Here is an 18,554-nt window from a genome sequence, read left to right as displayed (position 1 = left end):
GGGGTTTAAGCTGTTTATGACCGGACTGCGTAATTTGTCTGCGAAGACAATTATTGCAGCAGGGACAGAACAGACTGAGGAACCTGGTTAGCTTTAGACAATACTGAAGTACCCGCCTGCTGCAGGATCTGTGCCTTAGACATTGCTGAAACTTCTGTTGCGTAGTCAGCATCCTGAATACGGCTCTGGGCAGAAGACAGGTTGGTAGTCGTGTTGTCCAGGTTGGTGATTGCAGAATCGAAACGGTTCTGAACCGCACCCAGTGAAGAACGGAAGGTGTCAACTTTAGCGATTGCAGCGTCGATTGCAGCCAGTGGATCGTTAGTTGATGCGCCAGAGAATTGGGCAGTAGCTGTTACCCCTGAGGCTGTATCTGCAGGGTCAGTCAAGCCAGTACTTAAAGCAAGGGTTGTACCGCTAGTTGTAACAGCGCCAGCAGCCCCACCATTAACTAGAACGTCCTGACCAGCAGTACCGTCAGTAAGAGCCGCATTAGCTCCAGCAATATAATTTTTGCCCTGCACTGTTACATAACCAATAGCTTTACCGTCCGCATTAGTACCAACTTTAATAGCTTGGTCTGCTTGAGATGCAGAAGCAACCCCATTTGCAGCATCAGAATAGGTAACAGTTGTAGTATTAAGAGTAACAACACCTGTTGTAGCGTTAACTGAAGCCGCATAAGAATCATTGCCAGCTTTAACAACGTAGTTAGCAGTTGCTTTACCATCGCTATCAAGAACGTTATTGAGGGTCAGTTTTGACGCGTCAGAAACACCTAATTTTTTAGCCATTGCGGCGGCGGCAGTATCATCGCCAAATGTAACAGCCACAGGTGCAGCACCATCCGCCCCTGGTACGGTGGTAATAGCATCGCTTGTTTTCAAAGCATTGCCTGACACGTTAAAACCAGACAAGCCCAATGTTGATGAATCAATTTTCTGCAAATCGATGGAAATAGTTTCACCGTCGTTCGCTCCGACCTGAATTTTCATGGTCTGGTCAGAAGCCAATACTTTCACACCGTTAAACTGAGTCTGACCCGATACGCGGTCGATTTCAGACAGACGGGAGGTGATTTCATCCTGGATGGACGTCAGGTCAGAATCAGAGTTGGTACCGTTCTGAGCTTGTACGGTCAGTTCACGGATACGCTGTAAGTTGTTGTTGATTTCGCTCAGTGAGCCTTCAGTGGTCTGCGCAACGGAAATACCGTCGTTGGCGTTACGTGAAGCCTGGGTCAGACCGTTGATGTTTGAAGTGAAACGGTTAGCAATCGCCTGACCAGCCGCATCGTCTTTTGCGCTGTTGATACGCAGACCGGAGGATAGACGCTCAATAGCGGTGCCTAAAGCGGACTGGGATTTGTTCAGGTTGTTCTGAGTCATCAGAGACAGCGTGTTGGTATTGATAACTTGAGCCATGAGTGTATTCCTTCAAATCTGGTTAAGGGTTCGGGCTTATTGCCCACGGCGTTCATCACCGTCCAAACTTGTATCGGCGCTACACCCGCAACCTTTAGAATTATTTCTCAAAAAAGATCGATTTCTTACTTTGAGAATTACCCTTCCTTATACCGCCTATTCACGCCATTACTTTTTGTTGCATTCCATTAAACTTTTTCTCCGTCGTGCCGATAGGGCTTAAAGACTCTTATACAACCCGTACAAGGATACATATGGCCACTGTCTCTTCATTAGGTATCGGCTCAGGTTTAGACTTGTCCACTTTACTGGATAACCTGACCACCGCAGAAAAGGCGCGTTTAACGCCGATCAGCACGGCACAGACCAGCTACAGCGCCAAACTGACAGCCTACGGCACGCTGCAAAGTGCATTGCAGACGTTTTCCGATGCAGCGTCCGCATTGTCGTCCACCGATACTTACGGTGCGACCAGTGCCACATCGAGCAACACGTCAGCATTCAGTGTGACAACCAGCACCGGCGCGGCGGCGGGTAAATATTCTGTTTCCGTCACACAGCTGGCGTCCGCGCAGTCTTTAGTTTCAGCGACTCAATCAAGTAATAAAACCGCGCTGGGTGCGACGACCACTGATAACACCCGCACCCTGACTATCAGCCAGGGCGACGGCAGTACCCCGCTGAGCATCAAACTCACCGATGATCAGACGTCACTGACCGGCGTTCGTGATGCCATCAATAAAGCCGGTGGCGGCGTCACCGCCAGTATCGTAAAAGTGGATGACAGCAGTTATAAGCTGGTGCTGAGCGCTAACAATACCGGTACCGATTCAGAGATGACCGTGAGCGTCGCCGGTGATGACCAGCTGAATAATATTATTGGATATGATTCATCCACCGGCACCGGTGCGATGACTCAAAACGCGACTGCCGCCAATGCCAAACTGACCTTTAATGGCATTGATCTGGAACGCCAGAGCAACACTATTAGTGATGCGCAGGACGGGATCACTTTAAATCTCACTGACACTACATCAACTGCTGCAACCTTAACCGTTGTTAAAAACACCAGTACGGCAACATCAGCAATTAAGACATTCGTTGATGCCTATAACTCATTACAGGATACGTTCACCAGCCTGACCAAGTTTACGGCAACCGCGACGAATACCGATACCGCTGACAGTACCAACGGTGCATTACTGGGCGACAGCGCGCTGCGTACTATCCAGACCCGTCTGAAGGCTGCAGTTACTGGTGTTTCAGGTTCTGGCGCGGTCAGTTCATTGCAAAGCATCGGGATTACCACTGATCCGGACACCGGTAAGCTGGAAATTGACAGCACTAAACTGAGCACCGCGCTGACCAACAATCCGAACGCCGTGCAGACCATGATGGTCGGTGATGGCAAAACGACTGGCGTGATGACCAACATCAGCAACCTGAACAGCGGGTTCCTGAACACCAGCACCGGTACGATTGCTAACGCTCAGACAGCCGTGAACACCACGCTGAAAAGCCTCACCGAGCAGTACAACAAGGTAAACACCAGCATCAACGACACCATCGCCCGTTATAAAACGCAATTCACGGCACTTGATGTCTCGATTCAGAAGCTCAACAGCACGGCAGATTATCTGACGCAGCAGTTCGAAGCCATGTCCTCATCAAGTTCAAGCTAGTAAGGAAACAGATTATGTATAACGCTAAAGGAACTCAGGCCTACGCACAGGTAGGCCTCGAAAGTGGCGTCATGAGCGCCACGCCATATCAGCTGGTCACCATGTTATTTGACGGGGCGCGCAGCGCCCTGATCCGTGCCCGTATTTTTATCCAGCAAGGCAGCATTGCCGAAAAAGGCAAATCGCTGTCTATGGCTATAAATATTATCGACAGCGGACTGAAAGCCGGATTAAGTCGCGAGAAAGGCGATCCTGAATTAGTGGATAACCTGGAAGCGCTTTATTCCTATATGGTCCGTCGTTTATTACATGCCAATTTACACAACGATCAAGAGGCCATCACGGAAGTGCTGGCCTTGCTTGAAAACATCGCCGATGCCTGGCGGCAAATCGGCCCAAACTACCACCCGTCGCAGGACCAATATAATGGATCAACATCAGTATCTGGTTAATGAATATCAACTGATCCTGTCTTTAAGCGAGCAGATGTTGCGGCTGGCGAATGAAGAGAAATGGGATGAGCTGGTCGAGCTCGAAGTCGGTTACGTTAAAGCAGTAGAAGCAACGACGAAGTTACCGATGTCAGAACAGACATCGATCATGGTTCAGAATGATATCCGCCGTTATTTGCGTATCATTCTGGACAATGAAAATACGGTTAAAACGTTATTACAAGCGCGGATGAAAAAACTCACCGAGCTGATCGGGCAGTCGTCAAAACAACAACAAGTAAATATGACTTACGGAAAGATTGATCTCCGTTCGATTGCATTTGGCGATCGCCAGTAATTATTGATCCCTGAAAAATTTAAAGTTAAGTTGGTTTTACTTTTCAATATTTCTTGTACAAAAAGTTTTCAGAGGCAGAGAGCGCCTGGCTGCCAGGGCTGGCACTCTCTGGTCTTCTCTTGTGACACACGCTCCATCCGGCAGCCTGTTTGTATCAGCATAAGCGGGAACTTTATATCAGGCAGCAAGCAACAAATTGCGGTCGTCTTTTTTCGGGCATCATCAACATGGTTCGTAAAATAAAAGTGACACCAGGGATAGGAACTATTTCACTGCTTATTCAGCACAGTGAACTTTTTATTCATGATGTTTATATTAATAAGCCACAGTTGATCCTTGTTCAGAATGGCAGTCTTTCAATAAACTATCAGGAACAACAGGTTACGCTGCAATCCGGCGAAATGCTGGTTCTTAACAGCGGACAAACCCTGAGCCTGACACACCATCTTTCCGATAACGGCCCGTTCAGCAGCGCCATTATGGCGTGGGATCATCAGTTACTCACCGATGCCGGACTCCATGCCACCGGCTTTAGTCCGCCGCTTATCTCTGTCGAAAACTTACAGGTTATTCCGCATATTCCCACCGCCTTTAAACAAAGTTTTACCGACACGCACAGCGCCATTCTCTGGCACCACGGCCTGCCCGCAGCCATTACCCGCCACCGCATGATCGAACAACTCTTATGGTTATCACAACTCGGCGTGCGTTATTCGCTGCAACACCCTGAAACCGTCACAGAACAGGTACGCGAACTGCTGATCAATAATCTGCATAAATCATTTACGGCGGCAGAAGTGGCCGAAAATCTGATGATGAACGAGGTGATGCTGCGAAGACGTCTGGCGGCAGAAGATTGTGTCCTGAGAAATCTGATGATTGATGTACGCATGAACCATGCCCTGCGGCTGTTGCAGTGCACGGATCTGGCGATTTCGCATATTGCCCATCAGGTCGGCTATGAAAGTGCGTCACGTTTTGCGGAGCGTTTTCGTAAACGTTTTGGCTTCGCCCCGACCGCCATTCGCGGACATTTGCGCCCTCTTTCGGCGCAGACGCAAGGCACAACCGAAGAAATATAACAATTCACAACAAAGCGCCACACAACAAAACCTTGAGTAACATCACACAATAATTGATTACCAGATGTTAACGGAATATCATACCCGCCGTCATTTTTATCCATATTCAGGGGTCAGTTGTGCACGTTTGGTGGGAAGTTATTAAGACGATTTACTGGGGCGGACTGGGTATTGCGGTATTGTTTACCCTTCTGGTGAGCCGTGACACGATTAAAATAAGATTGTTAACCTCCGGCATTATCGGTTTCACCTGGCCTATGAGCCTGCCCGTGGTGATGTTGTTCTCTCTGTTCTGATGCATAGTGCCTGATGCAGAGTGCCTGTAGATATTGGCCAAAAGAAAACCCGGCCTGACCTGTAAGGGTCAAAACCGGGTTACGTTCAAAACGCTGTATCTTTAGGGTTCTGACGATTACTTACGTGTCTGAACCCAGAAGCCGTGGATCAAGCCCGGCAGATAACCACACAGTGTCAGAATGATGTTCAGCAGAAACGCACCGCCAAAACCATTACCTATCAGCACGCCCAGCGGCGGCACCAGAATAGTGATTAACACTCTCCAAAATCCCATACTTATCTCCCTTTGGTTATCATTAACTTAATGATAGACCATCGCCCTGGGCCCCGGACATCAGATGAAACCTAATTGATCAGCTCGAGCATGATTTCTACGTCACGGCGGGCTTTTTCCAGTAACTGCACATCCCCGTCACGGTACTCCGCATCTGTGACCTGATGAATCTGACGCATCTGCCATCTCACCTGATTTTTTTGCTCTTCGGTCATGCTGCGGCACATCACGATGATAAAATTGCGCAACATCATTTGTTGCATGGCAGTTTCTTCGGCGTGTTTGTTGACCGTCATGACCAAATCTATAACATGTTTCTCTGCCATCGCGGGAGCCTGCCGGGTTAGTGAATCAGTCAGGCCAGACTAGCACGTGGGCATCAATGCGAAAGGCTGAGCTGATAAGGTTTGACCCGCTATTTCAGCGTGTAGATTTTTAACGGACAAATGACAATGTTTTCCACTGAAGCTGTTTTTCAGCGCCTGGCGGCCTCGCCCTTCCGCCAGCGCTTTCATCTTGGCCCGAAAGAGTATTCTTATTGTCAGGATAAAGGCGCGGCAGACATCAGCCGCCACGCTGCAGATTTTGTTGCCAGCCGTCTTGCGCCATCCGAACCGCAAAATGATGGGAAACAGACACCTATGCGCGGCCATCCGGTATTTATCGCGCAACACGCGACCGCCACCTGCTGCCGGGGATGTCTGGAAAAATGGCATGGCATTCCCGCGCATAGCGAAATGTCAAAAACCCAGCAAGATTATACCGTTACGATAATCATGCACTGGCTGAATATCGAAATGCAGCGCCCTGTTCCCGTCGCTAAGCCGCGAAAACCTAAGCAGAAAAAGCCCGATAACGGCGATGAAGCACAACAACTCAATTTGTTGTAAGAGGAATGTCACACTCAGAGAAAAATAAAAAGTGACTTTCATCACATATTTTTAGCTTTCACCAGCCAGTCCTCCATCGTGCTCTATAATTTTAAGGAATTTAAAAAAGTGTCACGGGTAGCCCTCAGCGCACCCTTTTAGCAGTGCTTCTTGTGCAGTCTTTAAGATGGTTTTTCCAGGTGAAACGAGTTCGAAACTTGTTGTCAGGATAATTGCCCACATTGGGAAAAGGAGCATGCATGTCTGAGTATCATTATTTACTGGTTGGAGGAAGTCGCAACGGACAACGGCATGTCGATAAATGCCATCAGTTTTCGTTGTGCTTCTGGGAAGATGCATCAAAGCACGCAGAGCGCGAATTTTACGGTAAGCAAAACGAGCGCTACAAAGTGAATCCGGAAAAAGGGGCAGACGGGAACTGGTATCTCGTTGGCTATTGCGGAAATTGTTCGAAAATCAAGGCTGATGAATTAAGTAACCAGGCGCTGACCAAGCACGTCAAGCCCCTGATGTAACCCGCAACACATTATGATGAAGTCATTAAACCCCGCCCGTTTCGCGGGGTTTTTGCTTTTAAGCCGCCATCCCCTGAATGTTCCTGGCAAAGAAAGCGACGTGACCGCCCAGCGTAAAGTGCGCTTCATGATGTCCCAGCCGTCCGAGGGGGGCGATGCGCAGGATTTCCCCCTCAAATTCGCCGTCCTGAATGCTGGTGATCACGACATCAAGCTGATAACTGGCCGGATGAACGCCCACCGGAAACGTGAGTAATTTTACCCGGTCGCCTACCTGAAAACGTGTAAGCAACGGCAACGGTGCCTGTTCGAACAGATCCTGATCCATATGTGACTCCTTGTTTTCCAGTGAGATTAATTAAAGGATAGAATATGTCACCGCGTCCTGCCGGATACCGGCGTGAAGCACTTCTCTCTTTCAGCATTTATTGTGCTCAAAACATCATAAGGATTGGCCGTGAAAAAATTAACGCCAGAGCAATGCATCATCCTGACCGGTTTTACCGGCATTCTGCATGGCGAATTTGAGTGGTTTCACGAGGATTTGGAAAAACGCCTGGGCCGCGAAGTTCAGACGTCAGAACTGGGCTACCCGGAATTTATGCAAGAGTGCCGCGGCCTCTATGAAGAAGATTTTAACAACCTGATGCCTGATTAACCTGAACGCGGATCCGTGTTTCCTGATAAACGTGTTTCCTGATGAATAAGAAAGGCCGGACAGTTTTCCTGTCCGGCCTCTGATCTCTTAAGCTTAATGCGTTGAAGTTTAGGGTTTTATAATCCCCCGGATGAAGTTTTCATTCACCCGGATCACATTCCCGGTCTCCACATTCATGACCTGGTATTGCACTGGCGTAAGCTCATCCAGCACAGCGACAACTTCAAACAAACCTGGTGTAAAAGTAAGCGTGACAAAAACGCCAACAGGATAGACAGCCATATTTTTATCCTTAGAATCAATTTCTTATATTTTACTTCTTTGCACCCTGAGTGATCATGCGCCTTCTATTAATCACACAGAGTTATTTCATTGTATACATTAATCACGTTGGATAAATGTTACTGAAATGAATTAGGTATAACCTATAAAAAGAACGCAGTGGTTGAAAATCAGACAACTCTGACAGACGTTTCCAGATCATCATTAAATTTTACACTCTTCCTGCGTCTGCACGGCTTTCAGGCCACAGTTCCCTCATTTGCTCCCTTGTTTTTGGTGTAATTCCGGTTAAGAATACGTGTCCATTTTGTTGCGATGAGAGCCCACGCTGTGAGTGCCCAGATTTTTGAAACCGATGCCACCCACCCGCATTTAACCCGGCTTATTGCAGAGCTGGACGCGTATCAATACCCGCTTTATCCGCCTGAATCTTTTCAGGGGATTAACATCACTGAGCTTGATGAAGGTGAAATTACCTGTTTCATGGCGAAGGTAGATGACGACTGGGCCGGTTGCGCCTGCCTGTATATTACCCGACAGGGGCTGGCTGAGATGAAACGGGTTTATGTAAATCCTTTGTTTCGCGGGCAAGGTATCGCATCACTGCTGATCGCCGCAATGGAAAAGAAACTGAAAGCGCTGGGACACCGGGAGCTGTTTCTGGAAACGGGCGTGTTTCAGGAAAAGGCCATTACCCTGTATGAGAAACTCGGTTATTCACGGACGCAGGCGTTTGGGGATTATCAGCAGGCACCGGATCCGCTCAGTGTTTATATGATGAAAGCGGTGGCATAAAGCGTTACAGGCAGGAAAACAAATATCTCCATAACGCTGCCTTCTGACAGGGTTATGGAGACGCGAAAAGCCATTACATCAAAACGTTGCTTTTCGTTGCCGTGAGATCATTGGAAGGAATAACCCACTTTTTGAAGGTGATAACAAAGTGTTCTTTGCCCTTAGTGATTTTCGCACCCCGGTCACCGCATTCCAGCGCGAGTTTAAAAAACTCATCACTGTTAATATTAAAAGCCAGTTCGACTTTTTTCACTATACCGGAATTAAGCAGGTCTTCGGCTTCGTGCAATGATTTGGCCTGAATGACTGACATAAATACCTCGTGAGAACAGATTGGATTTGTGTTTGCCCCAATAGGTTATTTCACTTTTGTTTCGTAATTATGACAGTCTTGTGAATATTAAAAATTTCGCCCATTCATCGCACAAATAATGTTCATTCCGTGCAATCCGTCACATCTAGCTGAGACGAAAATGTTTATCCGGCACTGGCGTATCCGGCAGCTGCGTCTGGTTGTTCATCTCACGCAAGTTAATCTCGATATTGGTACACATGGCATCCATCGGCAGGTGGTTATTGGCATAAGCAAATGGCATTTCCAGCTCTTCCGCCAGCGTGTCCAGCGACAGGAAAGTGTAGGAAATAAATCCCGACACCAGCAACGTCATGTAATGCAGATCAACGACCAGCGCGAACGGCAACAGGCTACAGAATAAATAGACCGTCCGGTGCAGCAACAGACCGTAAGCAAACGGGATCGGCATACTGACGATGCGCTCGCACCCGCCGACCACCTGAGAAAGCTGTAAAAGCGTGGTGTCCATGTGTGCATACACCACATCTGACAGCTCGCCGGTCCGGCGACGTTCGGCCAGCCATTGCGACAGCCGCAGCTGCACCATGTTGGTTTGTGCGCGGCGCGACAGAATGTCTTCCGCATCCTCACCCAGCAAACGTTCCAGATCAGGACGCGGATCGCTGTGGCGCAACTGATGTTTAAGACTGTAACAAAATGCCAGCAACAGTGCTGTCACACGCTGCGCCTCACCCGGACATACCGCCATCACCTGACTTTGCAACGTACGACAGGCAATCAGCAATCCGCCCCACAGCTGCCGGGCTTCTGTATAGCGTGAATAGGCCACGCTGTTTCGAAAGCCAAGGAAGATTGCGATAGACACCCCGAGCAGGCTGAAAGGCGCCAGCGTGAGCTTAACGCCCAGCGTCTCGTACCAGGGCAGACTGAGGATAGCAGCCAGTGACATCAGCAGATTGAGACTCAGACGGAACAAAATACTGGGCAGGACGGAGCCATGCCAGGCGAACAAACGCAAGAACCAGTGACGGGGAGGACGGATTATCATTTTGAGCAGGTGCTTTATGCAGGTGAAGCGATTTTTTTTGCGATTCTTGCAAATAAACATGCACATGCAAAGGACAATTTTGTGACATTGGTAACATTTTTTCTTGAATCCGTTTACAACCCATTACATTGCAATAATAACGTAACTAAACAATTTGCAACAATTCTCCTCTGCCCCTCACGTTGTGGTTACTTCGTGCCGATAATAGTATTGAGCCGCAATTCTTGCATTCACTGAATGATGTTCATTTTCGCCGCAGTGCTTCAACTGCCGCTATAGTTTGAATATCCTTTTCAGTATATGGCGACAGTCCACGGCAACCTTCCAAATACATTGAAGGATTAGGGCTTTGACAATTTTACTTATTTCTCTGGTTATCTTTATTCTGCTGGCAGCGCTGGTGGCATGGAGAGTAATGAAATCAGCGGCTAAAGACGCTGAGGACAATTATTAATCGTTTTATAAATTTTAGCTTTGTAAAGTTCCCTGCATCTTTCAATTTGTTTCCCTTCCTGTTTGCGGTAACCCGTCTCCCCCTACCGCGAAAACCTCCATACTCATCAAAAGATGACATACAAATCTTTACTGTTCTTGCCTTCATGCGAACAAATGTTAGGATCTAGTATCTGTCTTTTTGAGAATGCTCCAACATGTTTAAAACGTTAGCCAAATATGCTGTTGTCGGCGGTTTCAACACCTTCCTCCATTGGGTGACTTTTGCAGCAGTTTACTACTCGTTCAGTCATGATCAAATGATCAGTAACTTCGCTGGTTTCTGTGTAGCAGTAACATTTAGCTTCTTCGCTAATGCACGCTGGACGTTCAAAAGTGACCATACCGCAGTGCGGTATTTCATGTATGTAGGCTTCATGGGACTTCTTGCGCTGGCGTGTGGTTATATGGCCGACAGGATTGGCCTGAACCCTGTGATTACCTTGGTTGCATTTTCTGCAATCAGTCTTTTAGTTGGTTTCATCTATTCAAACTATGTTGTGTTTCGGGAAAAGCAATAATGAAAATTTCTCTGGTCATTCCAGTCTTCAATGAAGAAGACACAATACCGATTTTTTACAAGACTGTACGAGAGTTTGAAGGGCTAAAACAATACGATGTCGAGATGGTCTTCATCAATGACGGCAGTAAAGATTCTACCGAAGCTATTATTAATGCCCTGGCTTTGTCTGATGATAAAGTGCAGGCGATCAATTTCTCCCGCAACTTTGGTAAGGAGCCCGCGTTATTTGCCGGACTTGAACATGCAACAGGTGATGCAGTTATCCCTATTGATGTAGACCTTCAGGATCCAATTGATGTTATTCCACGTCTCATCGAAAAGTGGAAGACAGGTGCTGATATGGTGCTGGCAAAACGAACTGACCGCTCTACCGACGGACATCTCAAGCGTAAATCTGCTGAAATGTTCTATAAACTGCATAATCAAATCAGCAACCCTAAAATTGAAGAAAACGTGGGAGATTTTCGCTTAATGTCTCGCGAAGTTGTTGAAAACATAAAATTATTACCTGAACGTAATCTCTTTATGAAAGGGGTGTTAAGCTGGGTAGGCGGCAACATAGAAATCGTTGAATACTCCCGAGCCGAACGTATTGCAGGTACATCCAAATTTAATGGCTGGAAATTGTGGAACCTCGCGCTTGAGGGCATAACCAGTTTCTCTACGTTCCCGTTGAGAGTCTGGACATATCTTGGTTTAGCGATCGCTGGAATATCTTTCTTTTACGGCGCCTGGCTGATTATCGATACTCTCATCTGGGGCAATGCTGTTCGTGGCTATCCCTCACTCATCGTTTCGATTCTTTTCCTTGGTGGTATCCAGCTTATCGGGATTGGAGTTTTGGGAGAGTATATCGGGCGAATTTATATCGAAACTAAACAACGCCCAAGATATTTGATTAAAAAAACCCGAGATTAATATTACTTTTATCTTAGTAGCGTACAGATTTAATTTTTCTAATTAGAAACGCTACATGATTGATTTTAGCACAATGAATTTATCAGAATTGAACTTGCGTTGCATAAAGCATTTGTTAAGAGATTTGGTGGGAGAGTGTTTATGAATTCAGTACCAACGGCAAAAATAATCATTTTTTGGTTCATGATTTTCTGCCTGATCTTTATAGCTATGACAGCAAGGAGGCCGGATGTTATTTTTAATGCGCAGCCTTGGGCTGAAGATGGTCGCATCTGGCTCAAGGGTGTTTATGATAGTGGATTGTGGAATTCATTGTTTAAGCCTCAGGATGGTTATTTCCAAACTATCCCAAGATTAACGTATGGGATTGCTCTGGCATTCGGTCTTGGCAAAGCCGCTTTAGTCTCAAATGTAATTTCTATAAGTATCCGGGTATTTTTCCTTTTATTTATTTTGTCAAAAAGATTTAGCTTCATTGACATGAAATTCAGAGTCATTGCTGCGATTTACTTTATCATGATGCCAAATGTAGCTGAAGGTTTTGTAAATATCACTAATGTGCACTGGTATTTATCAATGTATTTGCTGGCGGTAATTATCGCCAGTCCCGCACCCACCACAATTTCAAAAATCCATGATACTTCCGTTATGGTTCTCAGCGGATTAAGTGGCCCATTTGTTATATTCCTGGCTCCCTGCCTGATTATAAAGCGTCTTCACGAAAGAGGCGGCTTCTTAAATGCGTTAAAGGGCATCAATATATTTGATGTCACAATGGCAACTTGTTGCGTGATTCAGATTTTATCTATTTTAACAGCAGGAGGCGGTTCGCGTTCTCCTGCGCCATTGGGTGCCAGTTTTGATCTTTTTACACATATCATCACTGCGAAGTTATTTTTTGGTACTTTTTTTGATAATACGTTTTCTGCAAACTTCTCAAAAATCTACGCCGTCAGGATCTCTGTTTTCATCTTGCTTTCACTAGCCATCCTTTATTCTATTGCCACGTCAGGTTGGAGAGTCCGCAGCATTGCTGTTTTCCCGATTATTATGCTTTCTTTTGCTTTGGCTGAACCCATGGTGAGCTTTATTGAAGCACAATGGCCACCGATTATAAATCCGGGCGTGGGTGAGCGTTATTTCTTCATCACAAATTTTTGTTTTTTCCTTTATTGTTTATTTATAATTAGTAAAATACGGAAACATCAAAACCTTGTGCTCCTCGCATTTTTCTGCGTGCTTATTCCTTTTCTGATATCTAGTTTTAGAATCCCAGCTTTAGCAGAGGTAGGATATAAAAGTGACATACTAAAATTTAATAACGCCCGTACTGGTGAACCTGTCAACATAAGGATAAACCCACCAGGATGGAGTATGGATTTAATAAAAAAATAAGTAAAAATATAGAGTTACGCCCAGCATATAAAGAGGGTGATTCTTAAGTTTACAGATTTTAAATTCAGATAGTTTCTGTATTGAGTTTAAGGAGATTATATGTATAAAGTTATTATTTCGCGAAGAACCTTATTATGGATCTTGCTGTTTTTGTTAGTTTTCATTGCCATTACTGCCAGAAGACCTGACATTATACTTCATGCTCAACCATGGGCAGAAGATGGAAGAGCTTTCTTTCAAGGTGTATATAACAGAGGTTTTATTTCTTATTTAATATCTCCTCAGGATGGATACTACCAAACGCTCCCTAAGTTAGCATTTGGCATTGGTCTTCTATTTGGAGTAAGTAAAGCAGCTCTGGTAGCCACCATCATTGCAATTTCTCTTCGTTGTGCTTTTGTAATGTTTGTTCTATCTCAGAGATTTAATTTCATCAAGTTGCAATATAGAATTGTGTTTTGTATATATTTTATCTTGATGCCAAACGCTATAGAGGGATATGTTAATATAACAAATGCCCACTTCTACCTATCATTTTATTTATTAACGATAATTTTGGCAAGGCCACCGACCTCCTTACCTGACAAGATACATGACCTTTCCATACTTATTTTAAGCGGTCTTAGTGGCCCCTTCATCATTTTTCTTGCACCAAGCTTATTCATAAAAAGATATTCCGAGCACGGTGGGATAATGAATGCAATAAAAAAAATAAATAGTTTTGATGTTATTTTCACATGCTGCGTACTCATTCAGGCATCATGTATTATATTTGGTGGTGTCGACAGACCTCATACACCGCTGGGTGCTTCCCTGGGTTTGCTGGCTGATATTATTTCCTACAAGGTATTATTTGGAACTTTTTTTGACCTGAATTCGGTTCAATGGGTCATCGATACTAAAATCGCTAACAAAACTATTTTTGTTTTCCTTGTCGCTACACTTTGTTACTTCACCATTAAGTCCGGTTGGAGATTTAAGGCATTCATTGTATTTCCTGTCATTGCCTTAGCTCTGGCACTTGCTAAGCCGATCATAACGTTAACCGGTGTGCAATGGCCTTTGTTTTTTATTCCTATTGCTGGCGGAAGATACTTTTTCATTACGGGAATGGCTGTTTTCTGCTTCACTATTTTCCTGATCGATCAAAACTTTAAAAAACCAACAATTGCTTTAATTATAATGATGATTCTTTTAGCACCTGGTTTTTACCGTTCATTTAAAATGCCACCTCTCATAGATGTCGGTTATAATGAAGGAATTAATAAACTACAAAATGCATTACCGGGAGAAAAAGTAATAATAAATACCAACCCTCCTGGTTGGTCTATGGAGTTAATAAAAAAATAACAGGTCGATAAAGAACGGGGCTTCGGCCCCATTCATTTAACGCATATATATTCTTAGTACATTCACACCCTTAATACATTAACGAATAATTCAATTATTACTTGTTTTCAGCATACTGATGCGTAAATTATCATTTCGTTGCTGATCTATAAATTTCAATGGAGTGATCATAATGCATAGCTACAAAAATCCAGCTTATAACCCGATGAGGGAAGATCTAGGCCCGTCACGTTTACGTGCTGAAAGCCTCATCAGTCATGTGGGAAATTACAAAATTTATAAAAGAAATCAATCGTATGATGTTGTGGAAGATGGCGTACTGATGAGTATAAAAAAATCTAAGGGGGAGGCAGAAGAATATTGTGTCATCCTTAGCAAGAATTTCAAAATTTACATGTAATCAGCTATATGTCTGAAATATAGCGCTTGGGGCGTGAAACGAAACGCCCCCAAGTATGACGTTTAAATGGATTCCTAAGAGCTTAAGCTTTGAAATAAATACCCACTTCAATTTATGACGGTGCTAAACCGACATGTTCATCACATCCTGATACGCCGCCACCAGTTTGTTTCTGACCTGAACCCCCAGTTGCAGTGAAATTGACGATTTTTGCAGATCGACCATCACATCGTTCAGGCTGACGCCGGGAACGCCCATCTCGAGCTTTTCAGATTCCAGTTTTGCGTTGTTCTGCGTTTCGCTGATCTTGCCTAATGCCGCTTTTAATTCGCTGGCGAAACCCGCTTCTGATGCCGTATCGGTCTGCGGTGCCGCGCCTGCCTGGATGGCAGTGGCCTGCATCTGCTGTAAAACGCTCTCAATGCCTTGAATTGACATGTTTTCTCCGTCTGTCGGGGTGTCACGGTACAAATGGCCTATTTCATGGAATGACACCCTATCACATCAGTTTTTTCCTAAACGCGGTAATTGAACCTAAAAACCATGGCTTATCGGGCCATTAACTTTGCCTTGAGGGGCAAATAATGGCTCACCTAGAAAATAGGCCTGCCTTTACGGAGGACTGATAAATGTCACGCTTCAACGATTGCGCCACCTGGGAGTCTGTTTTGTTAAGAGACAACATGAACACCACCATCCAACAGCTAAATAGGGATCTTGTATGAGTTCCGCAATAGCCGGCGCAGAAACCCCTCGAAGCGGTTTTACTGCGTTGCTTAATCGCCTGCGCGCCAACCCAAAAATTCCTATCGCCATCGCTGCTGCGGCCGCCGTGGCTATTGTTGTTGTGATGATGCTGTGGGCCAAACAGCCTACTTATAAGGTGTTGTTTAGCAACCTCGGTGACCAGGATGGCGGTGCAATCGTCACTCAGCTGACTCAGATGAATATCCCTTATCAGTTTTCTGATAATGGCGGCGCACTGCTTATTCCTGCTGATAAAGTGTATGAAACGCGTCTGAAACTGGCGGCTGCCGGTTTGCCGAAAGGTGGCGCTGTTGGTTTTGAACTGATGGATCAGGAAAAGTTTGGTATCAGTCAGTTCAGCGAGCAGATTAATTACCAACGCGCGCTGGAAGGTGAACTCTCCCGCACCATCGAAACTCTCGGTCCGGTGTCCAGCGCCCGTGTGCATTTAGCTATTCCTAAGCCTTCCCTGTTTGTCCGCGAACAAAAAAATCCTTCCGCTTCCGTAACGCTGAACCTGCAACCGGGTCGCGCGCTGGATGACGGTCAGATCAACGCCATCGTTTATATGGTGTCGAGCAGCGTTTCAGGATTGCCTCCGGCTAACGTCACCGTGGTTGACCAGAGCGGTCACCTGCTGACGCAATCCGATAACAATGGCCGCGACCTTAATGCTTCCCAGCTGAAATACGCCAATGAAGTGGAAGGCCGCCTGCAACGTCGTATCGAATCCATCCTGCAACCGGTGGTCGGTAACGGCAACGTTCACGCACAAATCACCGCGCAGATTGATTACGCCAGCCGCGAACAGACGGATGAAAATTATCAGCCGAACGGCTCGCCGGATAAAGCAGCAGTGCGTTCGCGTCAGTTAAGCACCAGTGATCAGACTGGCGCAACTGCTGTGGGTGGCGTGCCGGGCGCGCTGAGCAATCAGCCAGCACCGGCTGCAACCGCGCCGGTGACCAATCCGCCAGCGGCTAACAATGCTAACGGCACACAGAATCAGGCCGGTAATAACGCGCAGAACACTGCCAGCAATACCAGTTCTTCCGGTCCGTCTAACCGTCGTCGTGATGAAACCACGAACTATGAAGTGGATCGCACCATCACTCACACCCAGCACAGCGCCGGTGCCGTTCAGCGTCTGTCTGCGGCAGTCGTCGTTAACTATCAGGTTGGTACGGACGGCAAAGCCAAACCGCTGACTGACGATCAGCTGAAGAAAATTGATGATCTGGTGCGTGAAGCGATGGGCTTCTCGCAGGAACGCGGCGATACGCTGAACGTGGTGAATACACCGTTCAACGAAGCGGCCGACGACACCGGCGAATTGCCATTCTGGAAACAACAGGCGTTCTTCGATCAACTGCTCAATGCCGGTCGCTGGTTACTGGTGCTGATTGTGGCCTGGCTGCTGTGGCGCAAGATGGTTCGTCCGATGCTGCGCAAACAGCAGGCAGAGAAAGATGCCGCAGCTGCAGCCGCTCTTGCCGCGTCCCTGCCGCAGCCTGAAGGCAGCAAACCGGTCAAACTCAGCAACGACGAGCTGGAGAAACGTAAGCGTTCACAGCAACGCGTCAGCGTCGAAGTGCAAACTCAACGTGTTCAGGAGCTGGCCGATAAGGATCCTCGTATCGTCGCCCTGGTTATCCGCCAATGGATGAGTACCGAACAACCATGACTATGACCGGAACCGAAAAAAGCGCCATTTTAATGATAACCCTGGGCGAAGACCGCGCGGTGGAGGTGTTCAAGCACCTCTCCCCTCGCGAAGTCCAGCAAATCAGTGGCGCGATGGCCAACATCCATCAGATTTCTAACAAGCAACTGGCGGAAGTCCTTAACGAGTTTGAAGACGAATCCGAGCAGTACGCGGCGCTGAGCGTGAACACCAGCGAATACCTGCGTGCGGTTCTGACCAAAGCGCTCGGCGAGGAACGTGCGTCGAGCCTGCTGGAAGACATTCTGGAATCGCGCGAAACCACCAGCGGCATGGAGACACTGAACTTCATGGAACCGCTGATGGCTGCCGATCTTATCCGCGACGAGCATCCGCAGATTATCGCCACCATCCTTGTCCACCTCAAACGAGGTCAGGCGGCAGATATTCTGGCGCTGTTCGACGAGCGTCTGCGTAACGACGTCATGCTGCGTATCGCCACATTCGGCGGTGTCCAGCCAGCGGCGCTGGCAGAACTGACCGAAGTGCTCAACAACCTGCTCGACGGCCAGAACCTCAAACGTTCGAAGATGGGGGGTATTCGTACTGCGGCAGAAATCATCAACCTGATGAAAACGCAGCAGGAAGAAGCGGTTATCGAAGCCGTTCGTGGTTACGACGGCGAGCTGGCACAGAAAATTATCGACGAGATGTTCCTGTTCGAAAACCTGGTGGACGTGGACGACCGCAGTATCCAGCGCCTGTTGCAGGAAGTCGAAGGCGAATCGTTACTGGTGGCACTGAAAGGGGCGGAACAACCGCTGCGCGACAAGTTCCTGCGCAACATGTCCCAGCGTGCGGCCGATATCCTGCGCGACGACCTGGCGAACCGCGGTCCGATGCGTATGTCTCTGGTCGAGAACGAACAGAAAGCTATCCTGCAGACGGTGCGTCGTCTGGCAGAATCCGGCGAAATGATGGTTGGCGGCGGCGAGGACTCTTATGTCTGATAAC

The 18,554-nt window shown here is 46.9% G+C and carries 24 protein-coding genes; 16 read left to right on the top strand and 8 right to left on the bottom strand.

Annotated features, from left to right (window positions below; genetic code table 11):
* Window positions 1-50: 50 nt before the first annotated feature.
* The gene (locus tag ACM615_RS01690) at window positions 51-1,424 is read right to left on the bottom strand and encodes a FliC/FljB family flagellin (protein WP_431011332.1); all 1,374 of its coding nucleotides are present in this window, start codon (window positions 1,422-1,424) and stop codon (window positions 51-53) included.
* Window positions 1,425-1,678: 254 nt separating this feature from the next.
* Between ACM615_RS01690 and fliD the strand changes: the two genes are divergently transcribed.
* The 5 genes from fliD to ACM615_RS01665 all read left to right on the top strand — a co-directional run bounded on the left by fliD (window position 1,679) and on the right by ACM615_RS01665 (window position 5,273).
* Entirely contained in the window at window positions 1,679-3,106 is a 1,428-nt protein-coding gene (gene fliD / locus ACM615_RS01685; RefSeq protein ID WP_431011331.1) for a flagellar filament capping protein FliD, read from the top strand.
* Between the two features lie 14 nt (window positions 3,107-3,120).
* On the top strand, window positions 3,121-3,558 hold the full coding sequence (fliS, locus tag ACM615_RS01680; protein WP_159281084.1) for a flagellar export chaperone FliS: 438 nt from the start codon (window positions 3,121-3,123) through the stop codon (window positions 3,556-3,558).
* Window positions 3,533-3,895 carry a flagella biosynthesis regulatory protein FliT gene (gene fliT / locus ACM615_RS01675; RefSeq protein ID WP_112291762.1) on the top strand — a complete coding sequence of 121 codons (363 nt, stop codon included), beginning with the start codon at window positions 3,533-3,535 and terminating at the stop codon, window positions 3,893-3,895. The genes fliS and fliT overlap by 26 nt, the downstream gene beginning before the upstream one ends.
* Window positions 3,896-4,122: 227 nt before the next feature.
* The gene (locus ACM615_RS01670; RefSeq protein WP_431011330.1) at window positions 4,123-4,977 is read left to right on the top strand and encodes a helix-turn-helix transcriptional regulator; all 855 of its coding nucleotides are present in this window, start codon (window positions 4,123-4,125) and stop codon (window positions 4,975-4,977) included.
* 119 nt (window positions 4,978-5,096) lie between these two features.
* The gene (locus ACM615_RS01665) at window positions 5,097-5,273 is read left to right on the top strand and encodes a GhoT/OrtT family toxin (protein WP_112291764.1); all 177 of its coding nucleotides are present in this window, start codon (window positions 5,097-5,099) and stop codon (window positions 5,271-5,273) included.
* Window positions 5,274-5,389: 116 nt separating this feature from the next.
* On the opposite strand, the gene ACM615_RS01660 is transcribed toward ACM615_RS01665, so the two are convergent.
* Both ACM615_RS01660 and ACM615_RS01655 read right to left on the bottom strand, forming a co-directional pair.
* Window positions 5,390-5,548: a YqaE/Pmp3 family membrane protein gene (locus ACM615_RS01660; RefSeq protein ID WP_015690040.1), complete on the bottom strand. Its 159-nt coding sequence runs from the start codon at window positions 5,546-5,548 to the stop codon at window positions 5,390-5,392.
* A 71-nt stretch (window positions 5,549-5,619) separates the two neighbouring features.
* Window positions 5,620-5,874, bottom strand: coding sequence for a hypothetical protein (locus ACM615_RS01655; RefSeq protein WP_112291766.1), 255 nt, complete (start codon window positions 5,872-5,874; stop codon window positions 5,620-5,622).
* A 126-nt stretch (window positions 5,875-6,000) separates the two neighbouring features.
* Between ACM615_RS01655 and ACM615_RS01650 the strand changes: the two genes are divergently transcribed.
* Both ACM615_RS01650 and ACM615_RS01645 read left to right on the top strand, forming a co-directional pair.
* Window positions 6,001-6,438: a DUF4186 domain-containing protein gene (locus ACM615_RS01650; RefSeq protein WP_198659765.1), complete on the top strand. Its 438-nt coding sequence runs from the start codon at window positions 6,001-6,003 to the stop codon at window positions 6,436-6,438.
* A gap of 239 nt (window positions 6,439-6,677) precedes the next feature.
* Window positions 6,678-6,953 carry a hypothetical protein gene (locus tag ACM615_RS01645; RefSeq protein WP_112291770.1) on the top strand — a complete coding sequence of 92 codons (276 nt, stop codon included), beginning with the start codon at window positions 6,678-6,680 and terminating at the stop codon, window positions 6,951-6,953.
* A 58-nt stretch (window positions 6,954-7,011) separates the two neighbouring features.
* Here ACM615_RS01645 and ACM615_RS01640 read toward each other — a convergent pair whose 3' ends face one another.
* Window positions 7,012-7,281 carry a hypothetical protein gene (locus ACM615_RS01640; RefSeq protein WP_112291772.1) on the bottom strand — a complete coding sequence of 90 codons (270 nt, stop codon included), beginning with the start codon at window positions 7,279-7,281 and terminating at the stop codon, window positions 7,012-7,014.
* A gap of 129 nt (window positions 7,282-7,410) precedes the next feature.
* On the opposite strand from ACM615_RS01640, the gene ACM615_RS01635 reads away from it, so the two are divergent.
* A complete protein-coding gene (locus tag ACM615_RS01635) occupies window positions 7,411-7,611 on the top strand; it encodes a hypothetical protein (protein ID WP_120163030.1) in 201 nt (66 codons plus the stop codon).
* Between the two features lie 108 nt (window positions 7,612-7,719).
* On the opposite strand, the gene ACM615_RS01630 is transcribed toward ACM615_RS01635, so the two are convergent.
* Window positions 7,720-7,893, bottom strand: coding sequence for a hypothetical protein (locus tag ACM615_RS01630; RefSeq protein WP_165353196.1), 174 nt, complete (start codon window positions 7,891-7,893; stop codon window positions 7,720-7,722).
* Between the two features lie 330 nt (window positions 7,894-8,223).
* Here ACM615_RS01630 and ACM615_RS01625 point away from each other — a divergent pair, with 330 nt between their 5' ends.
* Window positions 8,224-8,688: a GNAT family N-acetyltransferase gene (locus ACM615_RS01625; RefSeq protein ID WP_112291776.1), complete on the top strand. Its 465-nt coding sequence runs from the start codon at window positions 8,224-8,226 to the stop codon at window positions 8,686-8,688.
* Between the two features lie 73 nt (window positions 8,689-8,761).
* On the opposite strand, the gene ACM615_RS01620 is transcribed toward ACM615_RS01625, so the two are convergent.
* Together ACM615_RS01620 and ACM615_RS01615 are read right to left on the bottom strand one after the other, a co-directional pair.
* Entirely contained in the window at window positions 8,762-9,001 is a 240-nt protein-coding gene (locus tag ACM615_RS01620; protein ID WP_112291778.1) for a hypothetical protein, read from the bottom strand.
* Between the two features lie 145 nt (window positions 9,002-9,146).
* Window positions 9,147-10,052 (bottom strand): bestrophin family protein, encoded by a 906-nt coding sequence (locus ACM615_RS01615; RefSeq protein ID WP_112291802.1) that lies wholly within the window; start codon window positions 10,050-10,052, stop codon window positions 9,147-9,149.
* Between the two features lie 650 nt (window positions 10,053-10,702).
* Here ACM615_RS01615 and ACM615_RS01610 point away from each other — a divergent pair.
* From ACM615_RS01610 to ACM615_RS01590, 5 genes are all read left to right on the top strand, one after another.
* Complete coding sequence (locus ACM615_RS01610) at window positions 10,703-11,065, top strand: GtrA family protein (RefSeq protein ID WP_431011329.1); 363 nt, start codon at window positions 10,703-10,705, stop codon at window positions 11,063-11,065.
* On the top strand, window positions 11,065-11,985 hold the full coding sequence (locus ACM615_RS01605) for a glycosyltransferase family 2 protein (protein ID WP_431011328.1): 921 nt from the start codon (window positions 11,065-11,067) through the stop codon (window positions 11,983-11,985). The genes ACM615_RS01610 and ACM615_RS01605 overlap by 1 nt, the downstream gene beginning before the upstream one ends.
* Window positions 11,986-12,126: 141 nt before the next feature.
* A complete protein-coding gene (locus ACM615_RS01600; RefSeq protein ID WP_431011327.1) occupies window positions 12,127-13,380 on the top strand; it encodes a glucosyl transferase in 1,254 nt (417 codons plus the stop codon).
* A 99-nt stretch (window positions 13,381-13,479) separates the two neighbouring features.
* Window positions 13,480-14,730 carry a glucosyl transferase gene (locus tag ACM615_RS01595; RefSeq protein WP_431011326.1) on the top strand — a complete coding sequence of 417 codons (1,251 nt, stop codon included), beginning with the start codon at window positions 13,480-13,482 and terminating at the stop codon, window positions 14,728-14,730.
* Window positions 14,731-14,902: 172 nt separating this feature from the next.
* Window positions 14,903-15,130, top strand: a complete 228-nt coding sequence (locus ACM615_RS01590) for a hypothetical protein (protein WP_431011325.1) — start codon at window positions 14,903-14,905, stop codon at window positions 15,128-15,130.
* A gap of 123 nt (window positions 15,131-15,253) precedes the next feature.
* Here the strand turns inward: ACM615_RS01590 and fliE are convergent, their stop codons facing one another.
* Window positions 15,254-15,568 carry a flagellar hook-basal body complex protein FliE gene (gene fliE, locus ACM615_RS01585; RefSeq protein ID WP_120163032.1) on the bottom strand — a complete coding sequence of 105 codons (315 nt, stop codon included), beginning with the start codon at window positions 15,566-15,568 and terminating at the stop codon, window positions 15,254-15,256.
* A 283-nt stretch (window positions 15,569-15,851) separates the two neighbouring features.
* Between fliE and fliF the strand changes: the two genes are divergently transcribed.
* Together fliF and fliG are read left to right on the top strand one after the other, a co-directional pair.
* Window positions 15,852-17,561: a flagellar basal-body MS-ring/collar protein FliF gene (fliF, locus tag ACM615_RS01580; RefSeq protein WP_431011324.1), complete on the top strand. Its 1,710-nt coding sequence runs from the start codon at window positions 15,852-15,854 to the stop codon at window positions 17,559-17,561.
* Complete coding sequence (fliG, locus tag ACM615_RS01575) at window positions 17,558-18,550, top strand: flagellar motor switch protein FliG (RefSeq protein WP_112291784.1); 993 nt, start codon at window positions 17,558-17,560, stop codon at window positions 18,548-18,550. Before fliF ends, fliG begins: the two co-directional genes overlap by 4 nt.
* Window positions 18,551-18,554 lie beyond the last annotated feature (4 nt).

Source organism: Rahnella sp. PAMC25617 (assembly GCF_050606005.1).
Lineage (GTDB): Bacteria > Pseudomonadota > Gammaproteobacteria > Enterobacterales > Enterobacteriaceae > Rahnella > Rahnella variigena.
The sequence above is the reverse complement of the archived record's forward strand: the minus strand, read 5'-3'. Positions and strand labels throughout refer to the sequence as shown.